We start from the raw sequence: 26,400 nt of genomic DNA, 5'->3' as shown, positions 1-26,400 counted from the left end.
CGTCGCCGTCTACGCCGTCGCCAAGGCTCGAAAACCCTTCGTGCCAAAGCTCGCCGACTGAAAAAAGCGCTTGCTCAGCGTGACGGTATCTCATGCCTCGGGCCCTCCGCGCCGCTCGCGCAGTTTTGCGACCACGCCTTCGATACCGCCCCAGAGACCGCCGCGCATGAAGATCACCACGCCGATCAGCGCGATGCCGAGCAGCATCAGCCAGCGCGGCCAGATGGCCGACAGCCAGTCGCCCAGCAGCACGATCGCGGTCGAGCCCAGCAGCGAGCCGAGCAGAGAGCCGGTGCCGCCGATGATGGTCATGATCAGGATGTTTTCCGACATCGGCAGCTCGATGTTCGAGAGCGGCGCGAAATGCAGGAGCATGGCGTAGAGCGCGCCGGCGATGCCGGTGATGGCGCCCGAAAGCGTGAAGGCCAGGATCTTGAACTGGCGGGTGTCGTAGCCGACCGCGGCCGCCCGGTCGGGGTTTTCGCGGATCGCGACCAGGGTGCTGCCGAAGGGCGAGCCGATGATCCGGCGCGCGGCCACGAACAGCAGCAGGAACAGGGCGGCGACGAAGATGTAGTACGAGACCGCCGGTTCCAGATCGGCGATGACCATCCCGCCCAGCGCCAGCGGCGGCCGCGGCACGTCCAGCAGGCCGTTATCGCCGCCGGTCCAGTCGGCGGCGGTATAGGCGATGAAATAGGCGAGCTGGGTGAAGGCCAGCGTCAGCATCACGAAATAGATGCCGGTCCGCCGGATCGCGAGCGCGCCGACCAGAGCGGCGGCAAGGGCACCGGCGATGGCGGCCACCACCAGCGCGATGATCAGCCCGGCGCCCAGATGGATCATCACCAGCGACGACAGATAGGCGCCGATGCCGAAGAAGATCGCCTGGCCGAAGGAGAGCAGGCCGGTATAGCCGAGCAGCAGATTGCAGGCGAGCGCCGCCATGGCGAAGATCACGATCTCGGTCGCGAGCGTCGCAGACGGCAGGATCAGCGGCAGGGCGATAAGGGCGGCGAGTGCCGCCAGCGTGATGCCGCCGAAGAGAGAGGAGGAGGTGCCGGACGAGGAGGTGCCGGAGGAGGGGGCGGGAGAGCGGGTCGTCTGCATGGCTCACGCCCTTCCGAACAGGCCATAGGGGCGGAGCAGGATGACCGCGGCCATGGCGCCGTAGATCATCAGGCTGGCACCCTGGGGCCAGATGCTGGTCATCAGGCTTTGCACCAGTCCGACCAGCAGCCCGCCGATCAGCGCGCCGCCGAACGAGCCCATGCCGCCGATCACCACGGTGACGAAGGCGATGCCGAGCACTTCGGTGCCCACGAAGGGATGGGCGCCGCGCAGGGGTGCGGAGAGCACGCCCGCAAGCCCGGCCAGCGCCACACCCAGCGCGAAGGTGGCCGAGAACAGCCGGTAGATGTTGGTGCCGAGCAGGGCCACCTGTTCCGGGTTCTCGCTGCCCGCGCGCACCTTGGCGCCGAAGGTGGTGCGTTCAAGCAGCAGCCAGAGGGCGAAGCCGACCAGGGCCGCGAAGGCGATCATGAACAGCCGGTATTCCGGATAGGCGAAATTGCCGAAGCGGACCACGCCCTTCAGCATCTCGGGCGGCGGCACCGACTTGCCGACCGGACCCCAGATCATGATCGCGCTTTCCTGGATGATCAGCGCGATGCCCAGCGTGATCAGGATCTGGAAGGTGTGCGGCAGGTGATAGACCCGGCGCACCAGCACCCGTTCGGTGACCCAGGCGATGGCGCCGGCGATCAGCGGGCCGGCGACCAGCGCCGCCCAGAAATTGCCGGTGGCGGCCACGACCGTGAAGCAGAGATAGGAGCCGACCAGGAAGAAGGCGCCATGGGCGAAGTTCACGAAGTTGAGCAGGCCGAAGATGATCGTGAGCCCCACGGAGGTGAGGAAATAGATCATCCCCAACCCCAGACCGTTCAGGATCTGGAAGAGGTAGACGTTGAGCATGGGTGACCGGTCTCCGACAGCTGGTGCCGTTCGGTTGGGTGTCGAGGGGGGAGGGGCGTGGAAGGTGGATCCCCGCCTTCGCGGGGATGACGGGTTTGTCTTTCGTCGAGAGGATCCGGCCTGGCGCGTGCCATAGCCCGCCGCTGCGGGATCGGCGGCGCACCTTTCTGAAAGAAGACGACTGTCATCCCCGCGGAGGCGGGGATCCACCTTCCTGCCGCCCTTTCGCGGGGATGGCGGGTTTGTCTTTCGTCGAGAGGATCCGGCCTGGCGCGTGCCATAGCCCGCCGCTGCGGGATCGGCGGCGCACCTTTCCGAAAGAAGACGACTGTCATCCCCGCGGAGGCGGGGATCCACCTTCCTGCCGCCCTGCCTGTCCGCCCCCATCCGCAGGGGCGGCCTGCCGGTCAGGCCATCTTGCAGGCGATCTTATCCCCCTCGGGGAACGACTTGCCCGACGAGATCAGCTCGGCCAGATCATCCTCGTCGGTCTTGGCGGAGGCGGGCTTGCCCTTCAGCAGGTAATAATCCTTGATCACCTGATGGTCGGCGGCGCGCACGGTTTCAGAACCGGTGGGGCCGTCGAAGGTCATGCCCGAAAGGGCGGCGCGGACCGCGGCGCCGTCGGCGGAGCCGGCCTTGGCGATGGCGTCCAGGATCACCTTCGTGCCGATATAATCGGCCGCCAGCGGATAGTTGGCGGTGATGCCATAGGCCTCGCGCACCCGGGCGACCAGCTTCCTGTTCATCGGGCTGTCGACCTGGTGCCAGTACTGGGCGCCCAGATACACACCCTCGATCACGTCCGAGCCCAGCTCCTGATACTGGTCGAGACCGGCCGACCAGGCGAGCAGGATGGTCATCTGGCTCTTCAGGCCGAAATTCACCGCCTGGCGCAGCGCGTTGGACGACTGGCCGCCGAAATTCAGGATCAGCAGCACATCGGGCGCCGCCCCCATGGCATTGGTCAGATAGCCCGAGAATTCCTGTTCCTGCAGCGAATGATAGCTGTTGCCGACATGCTCGATGCCCTTCTCTTCGAAGATGCGCTTGGCATTGGCCAGCAGCGCCTCGCCGAAGACGTATTGGGGCGTGATGGTGTACCAGCGCTTCGCGTTCGGCATCCGCTCGATCAGCGGCCGGACGGTCTGTTCGATGGCGCCGAAAGTCGGCACCGACCAGCGGAAGGTGCCGGCATTGCAGTCGGTGCCGGTCAGCTCGTCGGCACCGGCCGGGGTCATGAACACGCCGCCGGCCTTGTCGACCTCTTTGCCGACGGCGAGCGCCGAAGACGACAGCGTGCAGCCGTTGAAGAAGCGGGCGCCGTCCTGCTGGATGGCTTCCTGCACCTTGCGCACCGCCTTGCCGGCATTGCCTTCGGTATCGATCGCCTTATAGGCGACGGGGGCGCCCAGCAGCTCGCCGTAATCCTGGATGGCGAGCTTCGATCCCATATCGGCGAATTTGCCATAGCTGGCAAAGGCGCCCGACAGCGATTTGACGCCGTGGATGGTGACCGCATCGGCGGCGAATGCGCGCCTCTGGATGATGGCGGGGGCGGCGAGCAGCGTGCCGGCGGCAAGGCCGCCCTTCAGCAGCGTGCGGCGGGTGGTGGTGATCATCGTCATCGAGCCTCCATGTCACGTCCGGGGCGTGTGATCCGCCCCTCGGACCCTTTTCGATCGGAATACGGGGATTCCTCGGGTCATCCTCCGGTGCCGCCCGGTTCTGATTCTGACATGCCGCCACGCGCTCTCCCGGCGCGGGCTGCCGGTGCGGCAGCTGGTCGTCGTTTGAAAACCCGGCCGGGTTCAGCCCGATCCGGGTTCCAGCAGGAAGCGGCGCGCGACCTCGGCCTCGAGCGCATCGAGGTGATCTTCGGCGTCGCACATATGGTCCAGCATCAGCCGGCGGACCTCTGCCGCATCCTCGCGGCGGAAGGCCTCGATCAGCCGGCGGTGATAGTCGACATTGTTCAGGCCGAACTGCCGGCGTTCGGGCAGATAGACCTTTTTCAGCACGACCACGTCGCGCAGCAGCTCGTTCAGGAACCGGCCCAGAAAGCCGAAGATCGGGTTCGGGCAGACATCGGCGAGCACGTTGTGGAAATCGATCTCGGCGATGCGCTGAACGCGCTGTTCCTCTTCGGTCACCGGTTCATGGGCGCAGAGGGCGATATTGGCTTCCAGCACCTCGAAATCGGCGGGGCCGAGCCGGCCCACCGCCAGCACCGCGACCTCGGGCTCGATCAGCTTGCGCAGGGCGTAGATCTGGTGGCCGTCGGGATGGCGGAATTGCAGGAAATTGCGCAGCGCCCGCGAGGCGTGTTCATGGGTCGGCCGGGCCAGCCAGGCGCCGCCGCCGGGGCCCGTGCGGCTGACCACCAGCCCCTCGACCTCAAGTCCTTTCAGCGCCTCGCGCACCGTGCCCTTGGAACAGCCATGCAGCCGGATCAGCTCCGCCTCGCCGGGCAGCCGGTCGCCCGGTTTCAGCTGCTCGGTGACGATCCTGCGCTTCACATCCTCGACGATCAGCTCCGACAGCTTGGGGCGCCGCCGTGTGGGGGCGCCACGCCTGCCGCCTGCCGATCGCCCTTCAGCCATATGCCCCGTCTCCGCATCGATCCTATTTATTATGATAATTAGGCGCCGCGCAGACGGGCCCTGTCAAGCGGCGCGCGCAGCCGGGCGTGACGGCGCGGTGTTGCCCTGGCGAAGACGATCGCAGGTTTATAACGTGATCCTGTGGTTTTTGACTCTCGAATGCTCTGGTATAACGGGAAGGATCCGGCGCATGTGAACGGGGGCCGCCGGTTCCCGTCACGCCCGAAACAACCAGAGGAAGCATCTGTCATGCGGGATAAAGTCGAACGCGATCGTCGTCGCTTCCATCCGGCCGCCGGTACCGGCTGGGCGCGGCCCGTGCTGACCGTGGTTCTGTACGAAGAAACCGCCGTGAATGCCGGCGTCGTGTCGGATGGCGGCGCCCGGTCCTGACGTCGCGACCGGCGCGGTGCGGATGCGGCGCCCTCGCGCATAAATCTGGTGTCTGAAGCATTTTACCTGCTATGGTTGAAGTCTTTCAGGCGGCCTTTCCGGCCGCCTGGGCACAACTCGGCCGACAGATGCAGGATATCGACAGGCAAAAGCCCGCCCCCGGGGGGGCGGTCGGGCATGACGGGATCAGCCGCCGGCACAAGCGCTGGAGGCGGCCTGTGTTCGACATCCTGTCGCTGAACGACACGGCGATCAGCGGGACCAACATATCGGACTACTACAGCCTGTCCTGATCTGTTCCTGACATCTCCACCTGAGAGAGCGCAGCTGCAAGTAAATGAACGTAAGCCTGTGGTTGCTGGTCTTCGCCTGATGCGGTATGACCGAAGAAGATCGGCCGTCATGTGTCGTCGATCTGTCGCCGTCATACTGGAGCGAGATGATGCAGATGAACGCCACGCCCGTGACGACCGCCGCTTCAGTCCGTCGTGTCTGGATCCGGCCCGACTTTCAGGTGGTGTCGATGGACGAGACTGCGGTCGGTGCCGGGACGGTGAATGACGGCTACGGCCAGACCATCTCCTGATCTCCGCTCTCGATGGGGAGAGAAGCAGGGCTGATCGGGGGATCGCCCGCATGGGCAGCCTGATCCAGGTGTTGCGGCTTCTGTTCTTGCCGCGCATGCGGCTGGTGCTGATCCCCTTCGTGCTGGTGCTGCCGGGGTTTGCGGTGGTTCTTGTCGCCGCCCAGGGAACCGAATGGTCATCTTTCATGTATGCCGTGTTCTGAACCGGCATCCCTGTCGGAAACCAATCGGACCCGGAGTTGAGACATAGGCAGGACATCGACATGCAGAAGACCACGCCGATGGCTACGATCCAAATTCCTGAACCGGTCGAGGGGAGTCAGCCGGCACCTGGACCAGCCGGTCCTGGCCTCTCCACCTGAGGGAGCGCAGCTGCAGGTAAATGAACGTGAGCCTGTGGTTGCTGATCAGTGCCTGATGCGGTATGACCGAAGAAGGGCGGCCGGCATGTGTCGCCGATCTGTCGCCGTCATACTGGAGCGAGATGATGCAGATGAACGCCAAGCCCGTGACGACCGCCGCTTCAGTTCGTGGTGTCTGGAGCCGGCCCGAGCTTGAGGTGCTGTCGGTCGACGAGACCGCGCTCGGTGCCGGCACGGTGCCTGACAGTTCCGGCCAGTCCTGATCTCCGTTCCCGATTCATCGGGAAAGATGTCGGGCTGATCGGGAGACCGCCTGCATGGGCAGCCTGATGGAGGTGCTGCGGCTTCTGTTCTCGCCGCGCCTGCGGCTGGTGCTGATCCCCTTCGTGCTGGTGCTGCTGGGGTTTGCGGTGGTTCTTGTCGCCACCCAGGGAACCGCCTGGTCGCCTTTCCTGTATGCCGTGTTCTGATCCGGCATCCCTGTCGAAAACCAATCGGACCCGGAGTTGAGACATATGCAGGACATGGACATGCAGAAGACCGCGCCGATGGCGACCGACGAGGCCCGCAAGATGTGGGTCCGGCCCGTGCTCGGCATGCTGGCGCTGGATGAGACGGCAGAGAATGTGAGTGGCATCGCGGACCTCTCCGGCCTGTCCTGATCCGCACGCCTTTGACCTGAACATCGCCGTCTGACCGGGGTGCGTCGATGCGTCGCGTGGTGCGTGCCCTGGTGCTGGTGCTGGTCGGCATCGGTCTCGGCTGCCTGGCCGGGGAAGGGCTGGTGCGGCTCGGCACCGCCAATCAGAACAACTACGTCATCGAGATGTGGCGCTATGCAAAGCTGCTGAAGCGCCCGAGCGACGACCCCGCCATCGGCCATGAACATGTGCCGGGCGCGTCCGCGCGCCTGCAGGGCGTCGAGGTCTCGATCAATTCCCTGGGGCTGCGCGGGCCGGAACCGGTGCCCGGCCGCCCGGCCGTGGTGCTGGCGGGTGACAGCATGACGCTGGGCTGGGGCGTGGCGGAAAGCGGCACGCTGGCCGGCCAGCTTGCCCGCCGGCTGGGCGACGATGTTCAGGTGGTGAATGCCGGCGTCGGCAACATGACCGTGCCGCAGATCGTGGCCCACTGGCTGGAGATCCGCCGGCGGATCGGCGACGCCTTTCCGGTGCGGACACTGGTGCTGCTGCCCTCGTCGCGCGCCGGGCTGCCGCAGCCCGCGGGTGATGCCGGCTGGCTGGTGCGCCACAGCGAGCTGGCGGCGCTGATCGCGACCTTCTGGGCCCAGGCGACCAGCGGCGCCGCCGGCCGCGACGGGATGGTCGCCGCCTATCGCACCGCCTGGACCGGCCCCGAGGGGCAGGCGCGCATAGCACGGGCCTTCGACCGGCTGGCCGCCGAAACCCGGGCCGACGGCATCCGGGTGATCGTGGCCCAGATGCCCGACACCAATGATTTCCGCGACTACGCCTTCGGCTTCGTGACCGGGATCACGGGGCGCGAAGCCGCGGCCCATGGCTGGGACTTCGTCGATCTTTATCCGCTGTTCGCGGGCGAGACGGCGGCGGATTTCTGGACCATGCCCGGCGACATCCATCCCAATGCCGCGGCCTATGCCCGGATCGCCGACCGGCTGGCGCCGCTGCTCGCCGCGCCGGCCTCGTGAAACCCGGCCAGGCCCGATGCTGTTCCAGCTGCCCAGCTTCTTCGTCTTTCTTGCGGCCTTCGCGGCCGGGCTGGCGCTCTGCCCCCGGCGGCTGGTGTTGGCCTATGTCTTCCTGGCCAGCCTGGTCTTCTATGCCTGGTGGTACCCCCCCTATACCGCGCTGATCCTGGGCTATGTGGCGGCGGCGTGGATCGGCGGGCGGCTGGTCAGGGCGCATCCGCGGCTGTTGCCGGCGGTGGTGGTGACGGTGCTGCTGCCGCTGCTGCTGTTCAAATACACCGATTTCGTGATGACGACGCTGGAAGAGCTGACCGGCGCCGGCCTGCCGCATCTGGGTTGGGGCCTGCCGCTGGGCGTGTCTTTCGTCACCTTTTCGGTGATCAGCCTGCTGGTCGATACCGCCCACCACCCCAAACGCCCCTTCCCGCGCTTCGGCATCGTTGCGGTCTATGTCACCTTCTTCCCGCATCTGATCGCCGGGCCGATCCTGCGCCTGCACAAGATGGTGCCGCGGCTGTCGAACATCCGGATCGATCGGGCGGCGTTCACGGCGAATGCCGGGCTGTTCGCCATCGGCATGATGAAGAAGGTGCTGATCGCCGACCCGATCGGGCTGTGGATCGACGGGGTGATCACCCGGCCGGGGCAGTTGGGCATCATCGAGGCCTGGTTCGTGATGCTGGGCTTCGCGGTCCAGATCTATTGCGATTTCAGCGCCTATTCCGATATGGCGATCGGGCTGGCCGGCATGTTCGGGGTGGCGTTCCCCGAGAATTTCCACAAACCCTATGCCGCAACCTCCATGACCGACGTCTGGCAGCGCTGGCATATGACCCTCAGCTTCTGGTTGCGGGATTATGTTTATAAATCCCTGCGCGAGCCGCTGGGGCGGGTGCTCGCCATCCTCGGCACCATGGCGGTGTCGGGGCTGTGGCATGGGGCCGCCTGGACTTTCGTGGTCTGGGGGCTGATCCACGGCACGATCATGATGGCAGAGGCCCTGACCGGCCATGCCGTGCGGGCGCGCCAGTCCCGCGGCCTGGCGCGGGCGGGGTTCATCCTGGCGACCTTCCTGACCTGGGCGGTGGTCACCACCTTCTTCCGGGCGCCGACGCTGGAGGTCGCTGCATCGGTGATCGCGGGCGGCTTCGGCGCACATGGGCCGGGCATGCTGCCGGCGGATGCCCCGCTGCTGGCCGGGCTGATCCTGGTGACCCTGGCCCTGCACCCGCTGGACACGATCGACCGCATCCGCAGCGCGACCGCCCGGGTGCCGGCGGCGCTGGCCTTGCCGGTGATCCTGGTCCTTGTCGCCGGCTGCGCGATGATCGCGGCCGGCCGGCCGCAGGCGTTTTTCTATTTCGACTTCTGATGATCCGTGCACAGAAGTATGCTCATGATCTGTCATTGGCGGCAGCCACGCGTCGGACATGCCGTCCGGTGCCCAAACGGAGATGCATGAAAATGGACACGCAGATGAATGAAGACGTCGCCGCCGGCCGGCGGCCGGGCGGTGTCTGGTCGCGGCCTGTGCTGGAGGTGATGCCGGCGAGTGAGACTGCAATCGGCATCTATAGCACTGCGGATGGTGGTGCCGGCCTGTCCTGACCAGCGGCGGCGGGCCGTGCGTCGGGCTGCTTGCGGTGGCCCCGGTCAGCGCACGGCCCTGACGGTCCCGATCAGTCGGGACGGGGCGCGGGCGGCAGCTGCCGGTTCAGCGCCCCGGCGAGCAGGGGGGCCAGGGCCTGGTTGCCGGCATCGGTGAAGTGGCCGTAGAGGTCGATGAACATGCCGGGCCGGCCGGTGCCGAAATCCCGGGTCAGATCGACGATCCCGTCGATATCCGCAATCCGCGCCCGCAGGCCGGCGATCAGCGGATCGATGACCCGGCGATAGCGCTGAAACTGCGCCAGATCTGCGAATGTGCCGTCACCGGCATCGGCGACATAGGGCATGGGCACGATCGCCAGTATGGCCGGCAGGTTGTGGCGCCGTGCCGCCGACAGCACTTCGTCCATATCGGCCATCAGCCGGTTGAGCACCGCGGCCTGGCCTTCGGGCGTGGTGCAGGCGTCGTCGGTCACGGCCGCCGGACCTTCTGATGCCCTGCCGCTCAGCCGGGCGGCGATTTCGGCCAGGACCGGCCGGGGGCGGGGTACCGGATATGACGGCGGCAGGCAGTACATGATCAGGTCCAGCGTGCCGTTGACGATCAGCACCTGATCGATCCGGTCACCCGCTGCGATGCGCTGCTCCAGAACCATGGTGTTGCCGGGCAGCCGCTGGCCGGGGCTTGCGAAATTGCGCACCACCGTGCCGGGCATCGCGCGTTCCAGTGCCGCCGCCAGGCTGGCCTCGTCCTGGTTCAACGATCCGAAGGCCTGAGAGGCGCCGAGCAGCAGAACATGGCGCGCGGCCTTGTCCGGCGCCGTGACATGGCTATGCAGCCGCTCCCCGCCGGCACCGATGGTGAAGCCGGGAACCGTGCCCGGCTGAAAGACGTCGCCGATGCCCGGAACATAGCGGATCGGCAGGTCCTGCTTCCGCGCCTCGTAATCCGCCCGCAGCCCGGCGTAAGGGTCGGCATTGCGTGCCGTCTCGACCATCCGGCCCCGCAGCCCGTAGGCCAGGCCCAGCCCGATATCGAGCACGCCGTCGATCAGGGCCACGAGCAGAAACAGCCCGAAGATCAGGGTGGCGAGCTTTTTCATGCGGGAATCGATCCGGTCGGGGAGGGCAGCTGGCCCCCATGAATAGCGGGAGCAAATCCCGCCGTCGATGGTTAAGGGGGCACAGTCTTCGATAAAGGAGCCGGCCCATGCCCGCCAAATCCAAGGCCCAGCAGAAAGCCGCCGGTGCGGCGCTGTCCGCCAAGCGCGGCGAGACGAAGATGAGCGATCTTCAGGGCGCGTCGAAATCGATGGCGAAATCGATGAGCGAGACGGAGCTGCACGACATGGCCTCCAGCTCGCGCAAGGGCAAGCCCGAGCACGCCTCGAAATCGGATTGAGGGACCAGATCATCATGGCCAATGCGAGCAAGAAGCACATCGGCATCGGATCCCAGGGCAAGGGCAGTGGTGCAGGCGCCATGACCGACCTGCCCCGGGATGTGGAGATGGGCGACAACGAGGTGCTGTCGAACCGCGACAAGGCCCAGGGTGCGAAGACCCGCGGCTTCGACGGCAAGGCCACCCAGACCGACCAGTATCAGGACCACGAGGCCAACCGCCGGACGCGGGATGTCGGGGAAGGCCGCGGCGGGGGCCAGAGAGATGGGGACCAGAGGTGACGGCGCCATGACCGACACACTCTCCCCCGCTTTGCCGGCCGGGCTGGACCGGCGGATCAACGAGGTGATGGGCCGGATCTGCGCGCGCGGATACCGGCTCGCCACCGCCGAGAGCTGCACCGGAGGGTTGATCGCATCGGTATTGACCGATGTCCCTGGTTGCGCGCACGTGTTCGAGCGCGGCTTCGTGGTCTACAGCCCCGAGGCCAAGCGCGAGATCCTGGGCATATCGCAGCTGCTGCTCGACGGGCCCGGCCCGGTGTCGGAACCGGTGGCCCGGGCCATGGCCGAGGGCGCGCTGGCCCGGTCGATCGCCGGGATGGCGATCGCCGTCACCGGCTTTGCCGGCCCGGGGGGCCCGGGGGACGAACCCGGGCTGGTCCATGTCGCCGTGGCCATGCACGGCCGCCCGACCCTGCACCGGGTTGCCCGCTTCCAGGACGGCAGCCGCGGCGCGGTGCGGCTGGGGGCGTTGGACGTGGTGCTGGAGCTGATGACGGCCCGGCTGGACGGGGCGCCTGCGGCATAACGACCAGGGGCCCGGGATGCAGTGGTTGCCGGGCCCCCCCGGGTGATATACCGTTCTGCGGAATTCGCCCCAACCGCAGACGGACAGTACCCGTGAGCACTGAGCAGACCATCCGCGCCGCCGCGTTCCGATCCAAGATCATGTCGGCCGATGATGCCGCGGCGCTGGTGCCGCCCGGCGCCAATGTCGGCATGAGCGGCTTCACCGGCTCCGGCTATCCCAAGGCGGTGCCGCAGGCCCTGGCGCGGCGGATCGAGGCCGAGCATGCCGCCGGCCGGCCGTTCAAGATCGGGGTCTGGACCGGTGCGTCCACCGCGCCCGAGCTGGACGGCGCACTGGCGAAGGCCAGGGGCATCGAGCTGCGCCTGCCCTATCAGTCCGACCCGGTCTGCCGGGAAGAGATCAATAGCGGGCGGATGGAGTATATCGACATCCATCTGAGCCATGTGGCCCAGTTCGTCTGGTTCGGCTTTCTGGGCAAGCTGGACGTGGCCGTCATCGAGGTGACGGAAATTCTTGAGGACGGCACGCTGGTGCCGTCGACCTCCATCGGCAACAACAAGACCTGGATCGACCTGGCCGACAAGGTGATCATCGAGGTCAATGCCTGGCAGAACCCCGCCCTGCGGGGCATGCACGACATCTATTACGGCACCCGTCTGCCGCCGCACCGCACGCCGATCCCGATCCTGGCCGCCGGCGACCGGATCGGCCAGCCGGTGTTCTCGGTGGATCCGGCCAAGGTGGTGGCGGTGGTGGAAACCCACGGTCCCGACCGCAACACCGCCTTCTCTCCGCCCGATGCCACCTCGCAGGCGATCGCCGGCCATATCCTGGAATTCTTCGAGCACGAGATCGCCCGCGGCCGCCTGCCGCGCGGGCTGCTGCCGCTGCAATCGGGCGTGGGCAATGTCGCCAATGCCGTGATGGCCGGGCTGGGATCGGGCCCCTTCGAGGGGCTGACCGCCTATACCGAGGTCCTGCAGGACGGCATGCTGGAGCTGATCCGCTCGGGCAGGATGACCCTGGCCTCGGCCACCGGCCTGTCGCTCAGCCCCGAGGCGACCCGGATCTTCAACGACGAGGCCGAGGCGCTGAAAAAACATGTCGTGCTGCGCCCGCAGGAAATCTCCAACCACCCCGAGGTCATCCGCCGGCTGGGCGTGATCGCCATGAACGGCATGATCGAGGCCGACATCTACGGCAACGTCAACTCCACCCATATCCGCGGCACCCGGATCATGAACGGCATCGGCGGCTCGGGCGATTTCGCCCGCAACGGCTATCTGTCGATCTTCATGACCCCGTCCACGGCCAAGGGCGGCACGCTGTCGGCGATCGTGCCGATGGCGACCCATGTCGACCATACCGAACACGATGTGCAGGTGATCGTCACCGAACAGGGGCTGGCGGATCTGCGCGGCCTGTCGCCCAAGCAGCGGGCGCGGGTGATCATCGACAACTGCGCCCATCCCGGCTTCCGCCCGGCGCTGAACGATTATTTCGCCCGCGCGCGGGCCGGCGCCGCCGGCCAGCACACGCCGCATCTGCTGGACGAGGCCTTCCGTTTGCTGACCCCGCTGTCATCCTCTGGTAAAAGATGACATGAGGCTTAAATATCAAGAGGGGAATGCATCATGAGTGAGCGCGTTGACGAGGGTGTGCAACAGCCCGTCTGGCAGCGGCCGGTTCTTGAGGTGATGTTGGCGGCGGATACCGCCAACTCTACCGGTGCTGTCGGCGATGGCAGTCTGGGCCTGTCCTGACCTCCTGTCTTTCCGACGGTTTTCAAACGCCCGGATGCCCGCCCGCATCCGGGCGTTTTCGTGCGTGGAAGCGGCCTCACGCGCATGTTTCGCGATCGCTGTGCGGCTTTGCAGGGTCCGGATGTTGCAATACTCATCTGGAAAACCATGCCCGGGGGGACTATTCCTGGGTCAGGAGTGACACGCCCTTAAGAACGCCAGGCCGGAAAGAAACGCATGACCACCCCCCCCGCCTTCGACACGATCATCGTCGGTGCCGGAACGGCCGGCTGCCTGCTCGCCAACCGGTTGAGCGCCGATCCCGGCCGCCGCGTGCTGCTGATCGAGGCCGGCGGCAAGGACGACTATATCTGGATCCATGTGCCGGTCGGCTATCTGTACTGCATCGGCAACAAGCGCACCGACTGGTGCTTCCAGACCGAGCCGGATGCCGGGCTGAACGGCCGGGTGCTGCGCTATCCGCGCGGCAAGGTGCTGGGCGGCTGTTCCAGCATCAACGGCATGATCTATATGCGCGGCCAGGCCCGCGACTATCGCCAGTGGTCGGAAATCACCGGCGAGGACGCCTGGGACTGGGATCAGGTGCTGCCCTATTTCAAGCGCCACGAGGATCACCACAAGGGCGGCGACGATCTGCACGGCCATGGCGGCGAATGGCGGGTGGAACGCCAGCGCCTGCGCTGGGACATTCTGGACGCCTGGGCGGAAGCGGCGGTGCAGGCCGGGCTGCCGGCGACCGGCGATTTCAATCGCGGCGACAATGAAGGCGTCGGCTATTTCGAGGTCAACCAGCGCAATGGCTGGCGCTGGAACGCCGCCAAGGCCTTCCTGCGCCCGGCGCTGAACCGGCCCAATCTGACGGTCTGGACCAAGGCCCAGGTCGCCCGCCTGCTGACCGGCCGCGATGCCGACGGCCATCTGCGCTGCACCGGGGTGGAGCTGGTTCAGGATGGCCAGCGCAAGACCGTGATGGCGAAATCCGAGGTGGTGCTGTCGTCGGGCGCCATCGGCTCGCCCCAGATCCTGCAGCTTTCGGGCATCGGCCCCGCTGCCCTGCTTGCCCGCCACGGGATCGAGGTGGTGCATGATCTGCCCGGCGTCGGCGCCAATCTGCAGGACCATCTGCAGATCCGGTCGGTGTTCAAGGTGAAGGGCACGCGCACGCTCAACACCATTGCCGGCAATCTGATCGGCAAGGCCAGCATCGGGCTTGAATACGCGCTGAAGCGTACCGGGCCGATGAGCATGGCGCCCTCGCAGCTGGGTGCCTTCACCCGCTCGTCCCCTGAGAAGAACGCCGCCAACATCCAGTTCCACGTTCAGCCGCTCAGCCTGGATGCCTTCGGCGAGCCGCTGCACAACTTCGACGCCTTCACCGCCAGCGTCTGCAACCTGAACCCCAGCAGCCGCGGCTCGGTCACCATCCGCAGCGGCCGGTTCGAGGATGCACCGCTGATCGCGCCCAATTATCTGTCGACCGAAGAGGACCGCAAGGTGGCGGCGGATTCCCTGCGCGTCACCCGCCGGATCTGCGGCCAGGCGGCGCTGGCGCGCTTCCAGCCGGAAGAATGGAAGCCGGGCGTGCAGTACCAGACCGACGAGCAGCTGGCGAAGCTGGCCGGCGACATCGCCTCGACCATCTTCCACCCGGTCGGCACCACCCGCATGGGCCGGGCCGACGACCCGGACGCCGTGCTGGACCCGCATTTCCAGGTTCGCGGCATGCGTGGCCTGCGCGTGGTCGATGCCGGCGCCATGCCGACCATCACCAGCGGCAACACCAATTCGCCGACCCTGATGATGGCCGAGAAGGCGGCGGAGTGGATCCGCGCCGGGGTGTGATCCACCGCCTCTGACCCGAGACCGACCGACTGTCCTTACGACCCGCCCCCGGCGCATGCCGCGGCGGGGCGTTGCGTTTCGTCCGCCCGCCATTCCATCACGTATATGATACCGTCTTCACATCCACGATGAACATCTGGACGCCCCGGCATGGCGGCGCCTACAGTTCTTTCTGAACGATGCGGGTGCCGCAGCGATGCGTCACTGGCAGGCATCTCCCTGAAAATACGACGTATATCACCCCGGTCGCGCCAACGGCCGGGCAGGGGGAGATCATGCCTGTGCATGTGGAGCACCCATGACGGGATGCGATCCGCATCGGTACCAGACGCCGGTTCACGGCGCGGTCATGCCAGGAGGAAATGATGACGTTTTCACGCTGGGGAGCGGCCGGTGCCGGCGCCGTGCTCGCCTGGACGGTTGCCATGGGGGCCGCATATGCGGCGGACACCGTCGACTTCCGGATCTCGCTCGACACCTCGCCTACCCATGTCCGCACGGTCTGGGTGCAGGAATTCGCCGAGCGGCTGAAAGACCAGTCCGGCGGCACGCTCAACGCCACGGTCTATCACAGCGGCCAGTTGTTCAAGGATGTGAATGTCGCCAAGGCCCTGCGTCAGGGCAGTGTCGAGATGGCCGTGCCCGGTACCTGGGTGCTGGGCGGGTTCGAGCGCCGCTTCGACACCGCGACCCTGCCGATGCTCTATGGCCGCGGGCCTGACGACTATCACGCCATTTCCGACGGCGAGCCCGGCCGGCTGATTTCCGAAGGGCTTGAGGAGAAGCTGGACGTCAAGGTGCTGGGCAAGTGGTTCGACCTCGGCGCCAGCCATACCTATTTCGCCAGCCGCAAGGTCGAGACCTATGCCGATATGAAGGGCGCCAAGGTGCGCTTCCCCGGCGGTGCCGGACTGTCGGCGCGGCTGGAATATCTGGGAGCCACCCCGGTCCTGGTGCCCTGGCCCGATGTGCCGCTGGCGATGTCGCGGGGCAATTTCGACGGGCTGATTACCACCAACGAGAGTGTGAAAAGCGCCAAGCTTTGGGAATCCGGGCTCAAATACGTCTTCGAGGACTACCAGACCTTCGGCCAGTACATCCCGATGGTGGCCGGCGGCTTCTGGAAGACGCTGACCCCCGATCAGCAGCAGCTGATGACCCGGCTGTGGGACGATGTCGCGACCGAGGAACGCGCCGCCGCCCTTGCCGCCCAGGAAGAGGCGGGCGAAGAGGCGAAGCGCCAGGGCGTGGTGTTCATCACCCCCACCCCTGAAGAACGCGCCGACATCCGCCGGCAGATGATGCAGGCGCAGGACGAGATCGCGAAATCGATCGGCATTCCGGCCGATTTCGTGACGCTGGTCCGGGACACCCTGCCGCCCGACTGACGGTCTTCCCCTCTCGCCCCCGCATCCGCACCGAGAGACGACCGTCAGCCCGGAGGCGCCCTTGAACCGCGTTCTGAAGCTCGTGGAACACGAGCTGGTCGGGCTCGTCGCGACCATCGCGCTGCTGCTTGCGACCTGGCAACTGCTCAGCCGCTATCTCTACCCGCCCGCATCGACCCACTGGATCGACGAGGTGGTCATCTACCTGATCATCTGGGCATCGTGCCTGAGCTTCAGCGGGCTGGTGGCGAGCAATGCCCATGTCCGTGCCGATCTGGTGCTGCGCCTGCTGCCGCCGCGCACGCAGCGCGTGGTGGAAGGCTTCAACACGCTCGCGGCGCTCACCCTCTGCGGCCTGCTGGTCTGGTTCGGCGGCCGGATCGTGTTCGACGCCTGGGATATCGGCGAGACCAGCCTCAGCGAATTGCAGTTTCCGATGTGGATCTACTACCTGGCCCTGCCGGTGGGGGCGGCGCTGATGGCGCTGCGCTATCTCGCCCGCCTTGCAGGCCTCGTCACCGGATCCATCGTCGGACAGGACGTGCTGGACGGGGGAGGCCATCTGTGAGCCAGGCCCTGTTCGGACTGTTCTTCGTTTTCCTCGGCACCGGCATGCCGATCTTCGTGGTGCTGGGGCTGACCGCCGCGGTGCTGCTGGCGGCCGATGGTGCATCCCTGCTGCTGCTTGCCCAGAAAGTGCTGGACGAGCTGAATTCCGAGCTGCTGATGGCGCTGCCCTTTTTCGGCATGGCGGCGGTGTTCATGCAGCGCGGCGGCATCGCCCGCGCCCTGATCGACGTCTCCGCCGCCTGGATGGGGCGCCTGCCCGGCGGCCTGGGCGTGGTGGCGGTGGCCGGCTGCACGATCTTCGCGGCGATTGCCGGATCGAGCGTGGCGACGGCGCTCGCCATGGGCACGATCCTGGTGCCGGCGATGATCCAGCGCGGCTATCCGGCCTCGTTCTCCACCGCGCTGATCGGCACCGGCGGCACGCTCGGCATCCTGATCCCGCCCAGCCTGCCGCTGATCCTGTTCGCGATCATCGCCGAGGAATCGGTGCCGCGACTGTTCCTGGCCGGTGTGGTGCCGGGTGTGCTTCAGGCGGTGATGCTGATCCTGTTCGTGATCTGGACGGCCCGCCGCAAGGGCTACCCGCCCGAGCCGCGGATGAGTCGGGCGGAATTCGCCCGGGTCAACCTGAAGGCCCTGCCGGCCTTCGCGGTGCCGGTGATCGTGGCAGTCGGCATCTATGGCGGCTTCGTCACCGTCACCGAAGCGGCGGTGCTGGCGGCGCTGGTGGCGATGCTGGTGGGCATGACTGTCTATCGCGGCTTCACCCTTGCTCAGGCGCCGGCGGTGATGGGTCATGCGGTCAGGTCTGCCGCCAGCATCATGGTGATCATCGCCATGGCGCTCGCCTTTGGTCATTGGGTGACGGAAAGCGGCGTGCCGGCGGCGGTGGTGGATTTCGTCACCCGCAACGACCTCTCGGCCTGGCAGTTCCTGCTGGCCATCAACCTGCTGCTGCTGGTGCTGGGCATGTTCCTGGAGGTGGCCTCGATCATCCTGATCGCGGTGCCGATCCTGATGCCGGTGGTCACGGCGCTGGGCATCGACCCGATCCATTTCGCGATCGTGATCGTGGTGAACATGGAAATCGCGCTGCTGACCCCGCCGGTCGGGCTCAATCTCTACGTCCTCTCCAGTATTTCTAAAGTGCCGATCGGCGAAGTGATCCGCGGCATCTGGCCGTTCATCGCCCTGTTCGCGGTCTATCTGGCGCTGATCACCTATGTGCCCGCCCTGTCGCTCTGGCTGCCGAACCTGGTCTATGGCGGCTGAGTTCCATCCCATTGCCTGTCGAGGAGACGAGATGATGACCGCGATCGACGGTGCCGGTGGCATCACCGGAGCGTTTACCCGCCTGCTGGCCGGGCTCGGCACTGCGGCGATCGACGAGGAGGCGGCGACCGTTGCCCGGCAATGCCTGCTCGACTGGATCGGTGTATCGCTGGCCGGCCGGCATGAGCCGCTGGTCGACATTCTGGTCGAGACGGCACGGGAGGAGGGCGGTGGCGGCCATCTGCCGCTGCCCGGCCGGCCCGAGACCCTGCCGCTGACCCAGGCGGTGACCGTCACCGGCGCCATGTCCCATGCGCTGGATTACGACGATGTCCATCTGGCGATGCAGGGTCATCCGAGTGTGGCAGTGATCCCGGCTGCCTGGGCCCTGGCGCTGGCAGAGGGCCGGGACGGCGGCGCCCTGATCCGCGCGATCGTCGGCGGTTTTGAGATCGCCTGCCGGACAGGCCTGCTGATGGGGCCGTCGCATTATGCCCGCGGCTGGCATGCCACCGGCACGGTCGGCAGCTTCGGCGCGATGGCGGCCTCGGCCCTGCTGCTGGGGCTGGACGAGCACCGCATCGCCCATGGCTTCGGCATCGCCGGCACCCAGGCCGCCGGGCTGAAGGCGGTGTTCGGCACCATGAGCAAGCCGCTCCATGCCGGGCGCGCGGCGGCCAACGGGCTGACGGCGGCGCGTCTCGCCGCCCGCGGCTTCACCAGCCATCCCGACATTCTGGGTGCGTCCCAGGGCTTCGGCGACACCCAGTCCGACGGGCTGAACCCCGCGGCGGCGCTTGCCCCCGCGCCGGGTTTCATGATCCGCGACACGCTCTTCAAATATCACGCCGCCTGCTACCTGACCCATTCGGCGATCGAGGCGGTGCACAGCCTGGGTCGGATCGATCCCGATACGGTGCGGCGGGTGACGGTCCGCGTCGATCCCGGCCATCTGAGGGTCTGCAACATTCCGGCCCCGGCGACGGGGCTGGAGATGAAATTCTCGCTGCGTATGACCGCGGCACTTGCCCTTGCCGGCGAGGACACCGCGCGCGAGGCGCTGTTTGCCGATGCGCCCGCCGCCCGGCCCGATCTCGTCCGGCTGCGCGATGCGGTGACGGTCGAGCCCCGCACGGCGCCGAGCAGCACGCTTTCCGAAATCGAGGTCGAGCTTGCCGATGGCGCCACCTGCCGCGCCGCTTTCGATGTCGGCGTGCCGGCGGCCGATCTCGACCGGCAATGGCAGCGGCTGTCCGCGAAATTCCTCGGCCTTGCCCGGCCGGTGCTGGGCGAGGCCCGCAGCCGCGAGGTGCTGGGCCGCGTGCGTGAACTGGATGCCTGCACCGATCTCGGCCCCCTGGCCAGGCTTCTGACCGCGTCCTGACTTGCTCCAAGGAGTACCGAACGACATGAGTGATACCAACGACAAGAGCGGGGATTTCCGGGAGCGGGCGGTCCTGCTCGCCCGCGGCAACCGTTACGAGGATTTCGAGCCGGGGCGGATGTTCGAGCATCATCTGGGCCGCACGCTGACCGAGGGCGACAACATCGCCTTCACCACGCTGACGCTTCATTACAACCCGCTCTATTTCAACGACGCCTTCGCCCGGGCGAACGGTCATGACGGGCTGGTCGCCAACCCGCTGCTGGTCTTCAACATCGTCTTCGGCCTGTCGGTCGAGGATCTGAGCGAGGGCGGCGGGCCGTTCCTCGGCGTCGACGACCTCAGCTTCCTGCGTCCGGTCCGGGTCGGCGAAACGCTGCTCGCCCGCAGCCGGGTGCTGGACCGCCGTCCGTCGGACAAGTTCAAGGGCTACGGCATCGTGAGCTGGGCCACCGAGGGCTTCACGCCCGAGGGCGAGACCGTCGTCACCTTCCAGCGCTCCAATCTCGTGAGGTACCGGCAGTGAGCACGCTTCCCGAAACCGGCGGCTATATGACCGAGGACCGTCGGATGATCCAGCAGTCGGCCCGCGATTTCGCGATGCGCGAAGTGCTGCCGGTCGCCAACCGGCTGGATCCCGAGCAGGGCGACATCCCGATGGCGCTGCGCGACAAGATGGCCGAGATGGGCTATTTCGGCATCACCATCGACGAGACATACGGCGGTCTGGGTCTCGGCTGTTTCGAATACTGCCTGGTGGCCGAAGAACTGGCGCGCGCCTGGATGAGCGTCGCCAGCATCATCGCCCGTGGCAATGGCATGATCGGCTTCGATGCGATGAGCGAGGCCCAGCGGGCCGAGATCATGCCCCGGGTCGCATCGGGGCAGTATCTCGGCGCCTTCTCGATGTCGGAGCCCAATGCAGGATCGGACGTCGCCAATATCAGCTGCCGGGCGCGGCGCGACGGCGACGACTGGCTGATCACCGGCAACAAGTACTGGTGCACCTTTGCCGATGGTGCCGACTACATCATCGTCATTGCCCGCACCGACCCCGATATCGACCCGAAGCGCCGCCACAAGGGGCTGTCGATCTTCCTGGTCGACAAGCCGCGCGGCCAGCTGCCGCCGGGCTGCCAGGGCAGCCCGATCCCTAAGATCGGCTATTTCGGCTGGAAGACCTGGGAACTGGCCTTCGACGACTGCCGGGTACCGGCTTCTGCCATGGTGGGCGAAGAGGGCAAGGCTTTCTATGCCGTGACCCATGGGCTGGAGAAGGCGCGCGCCCATACCGCCGCCCGCGCCATCGGCCTGGCCCGTGCGGCGCTGGAAGATGCCACCGCCTATGCGCAGGAGCGCATCCAGTTCGGCCGGCCGATCGGCGATTTCCAGGCGATCCGCTTCAAGCTCGCCACCATGGCGACCGAGATCGAGGCCGCCCGGCAGCTGATGTATTTCGTCTGCACCGAAATCGACAGCGGCCGGCGTTGCGACAAGGAGGCGGCGATGGCCAAGTACTTCGCCTCGGAAATGGCCGAGCGGGTGACCAGCCAGGGCCTGCAGATCCTGGGCGGTGCCGGCTACACCAAGCTGCATGCCATGGAGCGCCACTGGCGTGACGCCCGGCTGACGAAGATCTTCGAGGGTACCTCCGAGATCCAGCAGCGCATCATTTCCGACCATCTGCTCGGACGCTGAGGAGGCGGACATGTTGAGCACACTCACCGCATCGTCGAAATATTTCGAGGACTTCATCCCCGGCGAGGTCTATCGCCATGCCCGCGGCAAGACCGTCACCGAGATGGATAACGTGATGATCACCAACATGGTGATGAACACTGCCGAGGGCCATTTCAACGAACACCTGATGAAGGGCAGCGAGATCTTCGGTCAGCGGGTGGTGTTCGGCGGCATCAACATCTCGATGGTGATCGGCCTCGCCGCCCAGGACACCGCCGCCAATGCCATTGCCGAACTCGGCATGGATAAGATCCGGCTGCGCCATCCGGTCGTGCATGGCGACACGCTCTATGCCTATAGCGAGGTGCTGTCGGCCGAAGATACCGCCGACCGCGACGATGCCGGCGTGGTGACCTTCCGCCATTGGGGCGTCAACCAGGACGATAAGCTTGTCTTCCAGGGCGAGCGGCGGGTGCTGATCAAGCGCCGCAGCCATTGGGGGGAAAAATGAATACCCCCCCGGAAGGCAGCCTTCCGGGTGCACTTGCCGGCCTCAAGGTCATCGATCTGACGGTGATGCTGGCGGGGCCGTTCTGCACCATGCTGCTCGCCGATCAGGGCGCCGATGTGATCAAGGTGGAACCGCCCGAGGGCGACAGCACCCGCAATGTCGGCCCCTTCATGCCCGATGACGGGCTGCGCGCCTTCGGCGGCTATTTCCAGAGCGTCAACCGCAACAAGCGCAGCATCGCGCTCGACCTGAAGAGCGAGGCCGGCCGGGCCGATTTCCTGAAGCTGGTCGCAGGCGCCGATGTGGTGGTGGAGAATTTCCGCACCGGGGTGATGGACCGGCTGGGTCTGGGCTACGAGACCCTGGCCGCGGTCAATCCCCGCCTGGTCTATGCCTGCCTGCGCGGTTTCGGCGATCCGCGCACCGGCGCCAGCCCCTATGTCGATTGGCCGGCCTATGACGTGGTCGCCCAGGCGATGGGCGGGGTGATGGGCATTACGGGACCTGCACCCGACCAGCCGCTGAAGGTGGGCCCCGGCATCGGCGACACCGTGCCGGCCACCATGCTCGCCTTCGGCATCCTGGCGGCGGTGCGCCATGCCGACCGCACCGGAAAGGGCCAGTTCGTCGACATCGCCATGTATGACGCCATCCTGGCGCTTTGCGAACGCATCGCCTTTCAACATTCCTATGCCGGCGTGGTGCCGCATCCGGAGGGCAACGGCCACCCGCTGCTCTGTCCCTTCGGCCTGTTCCGCGCGGCCGACGGCTGGGTGTCGATCGCCTGCCCGCAGGACCGGTTCTGGCGTGACCTCTGCACCGCCATGGACCGGCCGGAACTCGGCACCGATCCGCGCTATGCGCTCAACAACGACCGGGTGGTGCATCGCACCGAGGTGATCGAGGCGGTGACCGCCTGGACCAGCACCCGCAGCAAGGCCGAACTTGGGGCAGCGCTCGGCGGGCTGGTGCCCTTCGGCCCGGTCAACGATGCCACCGACATCTTCGCCGACCCCCATGTGGCGGTGCGCGAGATGCTCCAGCCGGTCGACCATCCGGGATCCGCCCGCCGGGGCATGATTGCCGGCGTGCCGCTGCGCATGACCCTGACCCAGGGCCGGGTGCGCGCCCGGGCGCCGCTGCTCGACGAGCATGCCGACGATATCCGCGCCGAATTCACGCGCGCAGCACCCTCCCTTCAGAAGACCTCGAACCAGGACCAGACCCAATGACCGACAGCCTGAAGACCCGCCCCCGCCGCCTGCGCCGCAGCCAGTTGAGCGTTCCCGGCAGCAGCGAGAAGATGATGGCCAAGGCGGCAGGCTCCGCCGCCGACCATGTCTTTCTCGATCTGGAAGACGCGGTGGCACCCAATGCCAAGGTGGCTGCGCGCGCGAAGATCGTGACCGCGCTCCGCGAACTCGACTGGGGCAACAAGACCCGCTGCGTGCGGATCAACGACCTCGGCACCGAATACGCCTATGAGGACGTGATCACCGTGGTCGAGGGCGCGGGCGAGTACCTCGACACCATCATGGTGCCGAAGGTGAAGGCCGCCCATGACGTGATGTGGATCGATATCCTGCTCGGCCAGATCGAGCGCAAGCTCGGCCTGACCCGCCGGATCGGCGTCGAGGTGCTGATCGAGGAGGTGGAGGGCATGATGAACATCGATGCCATCGCCGCCGCCTCGCCCAGGCTCGAATGCCTGATCTTCGGCATGGGGGATTATTCGGCCTCGCAGGGCATCGACATCGGCGGCGCCTTCGGCCCGTCGGGCTATCCGGGCGACATCTGGCATTATCCGCGCTATCGCCTGGCGATCGCCGCCCGCGCCCATGGCCTGGATGCGGTCGACGGCCCCTTTGCCGATTTCCGCAACCCGGAGGCCTATCGCGAGGAATGCCGCCGGGCGATGACCTTGGGCTGTGTCGGCAAATGGGCGATCCATCCGGCCCAGATCGAGCCGGCGCTCGAGGTGTTCTCGCCGTCCGCCGAGGCGGTCGCACGCGCCCGTAAGCTGGCTGCTGCCTATGCCGAAGCCCAGGCCCGCGGCGAGGGGGCGGTGCAGGTGGACGGGGTGATGGTCGACGTCGCCTCGATCCGTATCCTGCAGAACGTGATCGACAAGGCGGAGATGATCGGGATGTGATGCGGGCGGGGGCATGCCGGCAGGCATGCTCCGCCACCTGGCCGTCTCATCTTGAAGGGAAGGACCCTCCATGGCCGAAGGCGATGGTGTCGTCAAATCCGCGGGCCGGGTGCTGGGCCTGCTTCAGGTCTTCGCCGAACATCGCCGGCCGATGCGGGTGTCCGAGATCGCCCAGGCCATGGGCATTCCGCAATCCAGTACCTCGATGCTGCTGAAGACGCTCACCGCCATGGGCTATGTCAGCTTCGATGCCGAGGCCAAGGCCTTCCGGCCGACCCTGCGCGTGGCTCTGCTCGGCGCCTGGCTGAACGAGGAATTCGCGGCCGAAGGCAGCGTCGACGAGATGATGGTCGAAATGGCCCGCGCCACCGCCGACACGGTCATCCTGGCGGTGGAGAACGGGGTCTGGTCGGAATACATTCATGTGGTGCAGTCCGAGCAGGACCTGCGCTATGCGCTGCGGCCGGGCACGAGGCGGCCCCTGTCCGCGACCAATCTGGGCCGGGTGCTGCTGGCGGCCAAGCCCGATGACGAGATCGAGCGGATCATCCGGCGGATCAATGCCGAGGCGGCGGCGGGTGACCGGCGCTTCGACATTGCCGCAACGCTGGAAGCCGTGCACGGGATCCGGCGCGACGGCTATTCCTTCACCCATAATCTGATCTCGTCCGGGGCCAGCGTCATCGCGCTGCCAATGCCGGTTCCGCCCGGCTACAAGCCGATGGCGATCGGCATCGGCGGCCCCACCGACCGGCTGGAGCGGGGGCGGGAGATGATCCTGGCCGAGATGCGCCGGCTGCTGTCGCAGTATCTGGGGGGCTGAGCCTTGTCCGCGATGCTGCCGCCGCTGCTGGTGACGTTGATCGCCCACACCGTGCTGTCGCTGTCGGCCGCATCCGTGCCGGTGCTGATGCCGATGATCGCCGGCGCCGATGCTGCGGCGGTGATCGGCTCGTTCACCGCGGTTCTCTATGCGAGCGCGGCCCTCACCTCGCTCTCCACCGGCCATCTGATCCAGCGCATCGGGCCGGTGACCGCCATCCAGATGGCGCTGTTCGCCTGTGCGGCCGGCGTGCTGCTCTGCCAGATCGGCAGCCTGCCGGCGCTGATCGGCGGGGCGGGGCTGATCGGCATCGGCTATGGCCCGGTCACGCCCGCCGGATCGTTGCTGCTCAGTTTCACCGTGCCCGTGCGCCGCTTCGGGCTGGCCTTTTCCATCAACCGCACCGGTGTGCCGGGCGGCATCGCTCTGGCCGGGCTTATCCTCCCTCGGACCGGTCAGGCCCTCGGCTGGCATCTGTCGCTGGCCGGCATTGCCGGCGCTGCCCTGGCAGCCGCCCTCGCCCTTGGGGCAGGGCGGTTCCTCGACCGTCCCATCCGCCGTCCGCCCCCCTCAGGAGGGCGGATGGGACGGTCTCTTGTCTCCGGTCTTGTGGCCAATCTGGGCCATGTTCTGACCGACCGGGCGGTGGCGCCGCTCTCGCTCGCCTCGGTCGTCTATCTGGGGGCGCAAAGCTGCCTGGCCGCCTTTCTGGTCGCCTTCCTGATGGGGCCGATGGGGATGACTGCGGTAGAGGCGGGGGCCCTGCTGGCGGCAGCCCAGGCGGTCGGTATCGGTGCCCGGCTGGCGCTCGGCATGATGTCCGATCTTTTGCCCTCGCGGCTGGCGATGGTGGGGCTGATCGGGCTGGTGATCGCGCTGGCCGCCGGGCTGACCGCGGCGATGTCGCCCGGCTGGCCGGGGATCATCGTGACCGCGGTGGTGCTGCTCTACGGCGCCTCGGCGTTGGGCTGGAATGGGGTGGTGCTGGCGGCACTTGCCCAGGCAGCGCCCCGGGAGCGGGCGGCGGAAATCTCCGGCGCCTCCACCGCGGTCGCCTATGCCGGCGCGGTGGCGGGCCCCGGTCTCTTCGCCCTGGTGCTGGAGGCGGCGGGTTTTGCCGCCGCCTTCGCCACCGTGGCCGGAATTGCGGTGCTGGCTGCGCTCGTCATTCTTTATCGGGCGTCATCAGCTTCGGCCGCGGATCGACGGTCGAGAAGGTCCCGCGGCCGATGACGCAGACCTCGCCCGCATCGTCGGTGATGGTGACGTCGGCGACGCCGATCGCCTTGCCCAGCCGGCGCACTTCGCCCCGGGCGGTGAGGCCGGTGCGGCGCGGCGCCTGCATGTAGTCGACCCGAAGGTTGATGGTCGGCGTCGGATAGCCGGTCATCACCGAACAGGCCATGGCGCCGGCAACGTCGATCAGTGCAGCGGTGACGCCGCCATGATAGTTGCCGGCTTTCGCGAAGATGGTATAGGCCGGATCGAAGGCCAGTTTCAGCACCACCACGCCCTTTTCCGCGTCGGCCTCGACCGGCTCCACCTTCAGGAATTTGTGGTATTCGGCCGAGGCGACCAGGGATTTGAGATCGTCGAAGGTCATCG

Annotated in this window: 33 protein-coding genes; 27 read left to right on the top strand and 6 right to left on the bottom strand. The window is 67.0% G+C overall.

Translation table 11 applies throughout. From position 1 onward, the window contains the following. Positions 1-90: 90 nt before the first annotated feature. From CMO28_RS19175 to CMO28_RS19160, 4 genes are all read right to left on the bottom strand, one after another. A complete protein-coding gene (locus tag CMO28_RS19175) occupies positions 91-1,110 on the bottom strand; it encodes a branched-chain amino acid ABC transporter permease (RefSeq protein WP_296715876.1) in 1,020 nt (339 codons plus the stop codon). A gap of 3 nt (positions 1,111-1,113) precedes the next feature. After that, on the bottom strand, positions 1,114-1,974 hold the full coding sequence (locus CMO28_RS19170; protein WP_296715875.1) for a branched-chain amino acid ABC transporter permease: 861 nt from the start codon (positions 1,972-1,974) through the stop codon (positions 1,114-1,116). A gap of 407 nt (positions 1,975-2,381) precedes the next feature. Beyond that, a complete protein-coding gene (locus tag CMO28_RS19165; protein WP_296715874.1) occupies positions 2,382-3,602 on the bottom strand; it encodes an ABC transporter substrate-binding protein in 1,221 nt (406 codons plus the stop codon). 183 nt (positions 3,603-3,785) lie between these two features. Beyond that, entirely contained in the window at positions 3,786-4,577 is a 792-nt protein-coding gene (locus CMO28_RS19160) for a FadR/GntR family transcriptional regulator (RefSeq protein ID WP_296715873.1), read from the bottom strand. Between the two features lie 249 nt (positions 4,578-4,826). Here CMO28_RS19160 and CMO28_RS19155 point away from each other — a divergent pair, with 249 nt between their 5' ends. The 10 genes from CMO28_RS19155 (at position 4,827) to CMO28_RS19110 (ending at position 9,195) form a co-directional block, all read left to right on the top strand. Then, entirely contained in the window at positions 4,827-4,970 is a 144-nt protein-coding gene (locus CMO28_RS19155) for a hypothetical protein (protein WP_296715872.1), read from the top strand. Between the two features lie 71 nt (positions 4,971-5,041). Beyond that, on the top strand, positions 5,042-5,263 hold the full coding sequence (locus tag CMO28_RS19150; protein ID WP_296715871.1) for a hypothetical protein: 222 nt from the start codon (positions 5,042-5,044) through the stop codon (positions 5,261-5,263). 86 nt (positions 5,264-5,349) lie between these two features. Further along, positions 5,350-5,556 (top strand): hypothetical protein, encoded by a 207-nt coding sequence (locus CMO28_RS19145; RefSeq protein WP_296715870.1) that lies wholly within the window; start codon positions 5,350-5,352, stop codon positions 5,554-5,556. A 50-nt stretch (positions 5,557-5,606) separates the two neighbouring features. Further along, a complete protein-coding gene (locus CMO28_RS19140; protein ID WP_296715869.1) occupies positions 5,607-5,759 on the top strand; it encodes a DUF5989 family protein in 153 nt (50 codons plus the stop codon). A 290-nt stretch (positions 5,760-6,049) separates the two neighbouring features. After that, a complete protein-coding gene (locus tag CMO28_RS19135) occupies positions 6,050-6,181 on the top strand; it encodes a hypothetical protein (RefSeq protein ID WP_296715868.1) in 132 nt (43 codons plus the stop codon). 54 nt (positions 6,182-6,235) lie between these two features. After that, on the top strand, positions 6,236-6,388 hold the full coding sequence (locus CMO28_RS19130) for a DUF5989 family protein (protein ID WP_296715867.1): 153 nt from the start codon (positions 6,236-6,238) through the stop codon (positions 6,386-6,388). A gap of 45 nt (positions 6,389-6,433) precedes the next feature. Continuing rightward, a complete protein-coding gene (locus CMO28_RS19125; protein WP_296715866.1) occupies positions 6,434-6,580 on the top strand; it encodes a hypothetical protein in 147 nt (48 codons plus the stop codon). Positions 6,581-6,627: 47 nt separating this feature from the next. Beyond that, positions 6,628-7,587, top strand: coding sequence for an SGNH/GDSL hydrolase family protein (locus CMO28_RS19120; RefSeq protein ID WP_296715865.1), 960 nt, complete (start codon positions 6,628-6,630; stop codon positions 7,585-7,587). A gap of 16 nt (positions 7,588-7,603) precedes the next feature. Next, complete coding sequence (locus CMO28_RS19115; RefSeq protein WP_296715864.1) at positions 7,604-8,959, top strand: MBOAT family O-acyltransferase; 1,356 nt, start codon at positions 7,604-7,606, stop codon at positions 8,957-8,959. A 92-nt stretch (positions 8,960-9,051) separates the two neighbouring features. Continuing rightward, complete coding sequence (locus CMO28_RS19110) at positions 9,052-9,195, top strand: hypothetical protein (protein WP_296715863.1); 144 nt, start codon at positions 9,052-9,054, stop codon at positions 9,193-9,195. Positions 9,196-9,266: 71 nt separating this feature from the next. Here the strand turns inward: CMO28_RS19110 and CMO28_RS19105 are convergent, their stop codons facing one another. Continuing rightward, entirely contained in the window at positions 9,267-10,298 is a 1,032-nt protein-coding gene (locus CMO28_RS19105; RefSeq protein ID WP_296715862.1) for a hypothetical protein, read from the bottom strand. A 107-nt stretch (positions 10,299-10,405) separates the two neighbouring features. Here CMO28_RS19105 and CMO28_RS19100 point away from each other — a divergent pair, with 107 nt between their 5' ends. The 17 genes from CMO28_RS19100 (at position 10,406) to CMO28_RS19020 (ending at position 26,028) form a co-directional block, all read left to right on the top strand. Further along, positions 10,406-10,597 carry a DUF3008 family protein gene (locus tag CMO28_RS19100; RefSeq protein ID WP_062763167.1) on the top strand — a complete coding sequence of 64 codons (192 nt, stop codon included), beginning with the start codon at positions 10,406-10,408 and terminating at the stop codon, positions 10,595-10,597. A 14-nt stretch (positions 10,598-10,611) separates the two neighbouring features. Beyond that, entirely contained in the window at positions 10,612-10,878 is a 267-nt protein-coding gene (locus CMO28_RS19095; RefSeq protein ID WP_296715861.1) for a hypothetical protein, read from the top strand. A 7-nt stretch (positions 10,879-10,885) separates the two neighbouring features. Continuing rightward, positions 10,886-11,407 (top strand): CinA family protein, encoded by a 522-nt coding sequence (locus tag CMO28_RS19090; RefSeq protein ID WP_296715860.1) that lies wholly within the window; start codon positions 10,886-10,888, stop codon positions 11,405-11,407. A 92-nt stretch (positions 11,408-11,499) separates the two neighbouring features. Beyond that, on the top strand, positions 11,500-13,011 hold the full coding sequence (locus CMO28_RS19085) for an acetyl-CoA hydrolase/transferase family protein (RefSeq protein ID WP_296715859.1): 1,512 nt from the start codon (positions 11,500-11,502) through the stop codon (positions 13,009-13,011). A 33-nt stretch (positions 13,012-13,044) separates the two neighbouring features. Then, on the top strand, positions 13,045-13,173 hold the full coding sequence (locus CMO28_RS19080; RefSeq protein ID WP_296715858.1) for a hypothetical protein: 129 nt from the start codon (positions 13,045-13,047) through the stop codon (positions 13,171-13,173). A 216-nt stretch (positions 13,174-13,389) separates the two neighbouring features. Continuing rightward, positions 13,390-15,015 carry a GMC family oxidoreductase gene (locus tag CMO28_RS19075; RefSeq protein ID WP_296715857.1) on the top strand — a complete coding sequence of 542 codons (1,626 nt, stop codon included), beginning with the start codon at positions 13,390-13,392 and terminating at the stop codon, positions 15,013-15,015. 362 nt (positions 15,016-15,377) lie between these two features. Then, positions 15,378-16,403, top strand: coding sequence for a TRAP transporter substrate-binding protein DctP (gene dctP / locus CMO28_RS19070; protein WP_296715856.1), 1,026 nt, complete (start codon positions 15,378-15,380; stop codon positions 16,401-16,403). A 61-nt stretch (positions 16,404-16,464) separates the two neighbouring features. Continuing rightward, entirely contained in the window at positions 16,465-16,971 is a 507-nt protein-coding gene (locus CMO28_RS19065; RefSeq protein WP_296715855.1) for a TRAP transporter small permease, read from the top strand. Next, positions 16,968-18,245 (top strand): TRAP transporter large permease, encoded by a 1,278-nt coding sequence (locus tag CMO28_RS19060; RefSeq protein ID WP_296715854.1) that lies wholly within the window; start codon positions 16,968-16,970, stop codon positions 18,243-18,245. Before CMO28_RS19065 ends, CMO28_RS19060 begins: the two co-directional genes overlap by 4 nt. Before the next feature lie 31 nt (positions 18,246-18,276). Further along, positions 18,277-19,629 carry an MmgE/PrpD family protein gene (locus CMO28_RS19055; RefSeq protein WP_296715853.1) on the top strand — a complete coding sequence of 451 codons (1,353 nt, stop codon included), beginning with the start codon at positions 18,277-18,279 and terminating at the stop codon, positions 19,627-19,629. Between the two features lie 25 nt (positions 19,630-19,654). Then, on the top strand, positions 19,655-20,155 hold the full coding sequence (locus CMO28_RS19050; RefSeq protein WP_296715852.1) for a MaoC family dehydratase: 501 nt from the start codon (positions 19,655-19,657) through the stop codon (positions 20,153-20,155). Between the two features lie 26 nt (positions 20,156-20,181). Beyond that, a complete protein-coding gene (locus CMO28_RS19045; RefSeq protein WP_322111383.1) occupies positions 20,182-21,327 on the top strand; it encodes an acyl-CoA dehydrogenase family protein in 1,146 nt (381 codons plus the stop codon). Between the two features lie 10 nt (positions 21,328-21,337). After that, positions 21,338-21,820 carry a MaoC family dehydratase gene (locus CMO28_RS19040; RefSeq protein ID WP_296715850.1) on the top strand — a complete coding sequence of 161 codons (483 nt, stop codon included), beginning with the start codon at positions 21,338-21,340 and terminating at the stop codon, positions 21,818-21,820. Further along, positions 21,817-23,052: a CaiB/BaiF CoA transferase family protein gene (locus CMO28_RS19035; protein ID WP_296715849.1), complete on the top strand. Its 1,236-nt coding sequence runs from the start codon at positions 21,817-21,819 to the stop codon at positions 23,050-23,052. The genes CMO28_RS19040 and CMO28_RS19035 overlap by 4 nt, the downstream gene beginning before the upstream one ends. Continuing rightward, positions 23,049-23,972, top strand: coding sequence for an HpcH/HpaI aldolase/citrate lyase family protein (locus tag CMO28_RS19030; RefSeq protein ID WP_296715848.1), 924 nt, complete (start codon positions 23,049-23,051; stop codon positions 23,970-23,972). The genes CMO28_RS19035 and CMO28_RS19030 overlap by 4 nt, the downstream gene beginning before the upstream one ends. A gap of 70 nt (positions 23,973-24,042) precedes the next feature. Continuing rightward, positions 24,043-24,795 carry an IclR family transcriptional regulator gene (locus CMO28_RS19025; protein ID WP_296715847.1) on the top strand — a complete coding sequence of 251 codons (753 nt, stop codon included), beginning with the start codon at positions 24,043-24,045 and terminating at the stop codon, positions 24,793-24,795. 12 nt (positions 24,796-24,807) lie between these two features. Next, positions 24,808-26,028, top strand: coding sequence for an MFS transporter (locus CMO28_RS19020; protein WP_296715878.1), 1,221 nt, complete (start codon positions 24,808-24,810; stop codon positions 26,026-26,028). Here the strand turns inward: CMO28_RS19020 and CMO28_RS19015 are convergent. Beyond that, positions 25,961-26,398 carry a PaaI family thioesterase gene (locus CMO28_RS19015; RefSeq protein ID WP_296715846.1) on the bottom strand — a complete coding sequence of 146 codons (438 nt, stop codon included), beginning with the start codon at positions 26,396-26,398 and terminating at the stop codon, positions 25,961-25,963. The genes CMO28_RS19020 and CMO28_RS19015 overlap by 68 nt on opposite strands. Positions 26,399-26,400 lie beyond the last annotated feature (2 nt).

It is taken from the genome of Tistrella sp., assembly GCF_002684955.1.
GTDB lineage: Bacteria > Pseudomonadota > Alphaproteobacteria > Tistrellales > Tistrellaceae > Tistrella > Tistrella mobilis.
The sequence above is the reverse complement of the archived record's forward strand: the minus strand, read 5'-3'. Positions and strand labels throughout refer to the sequence as shown.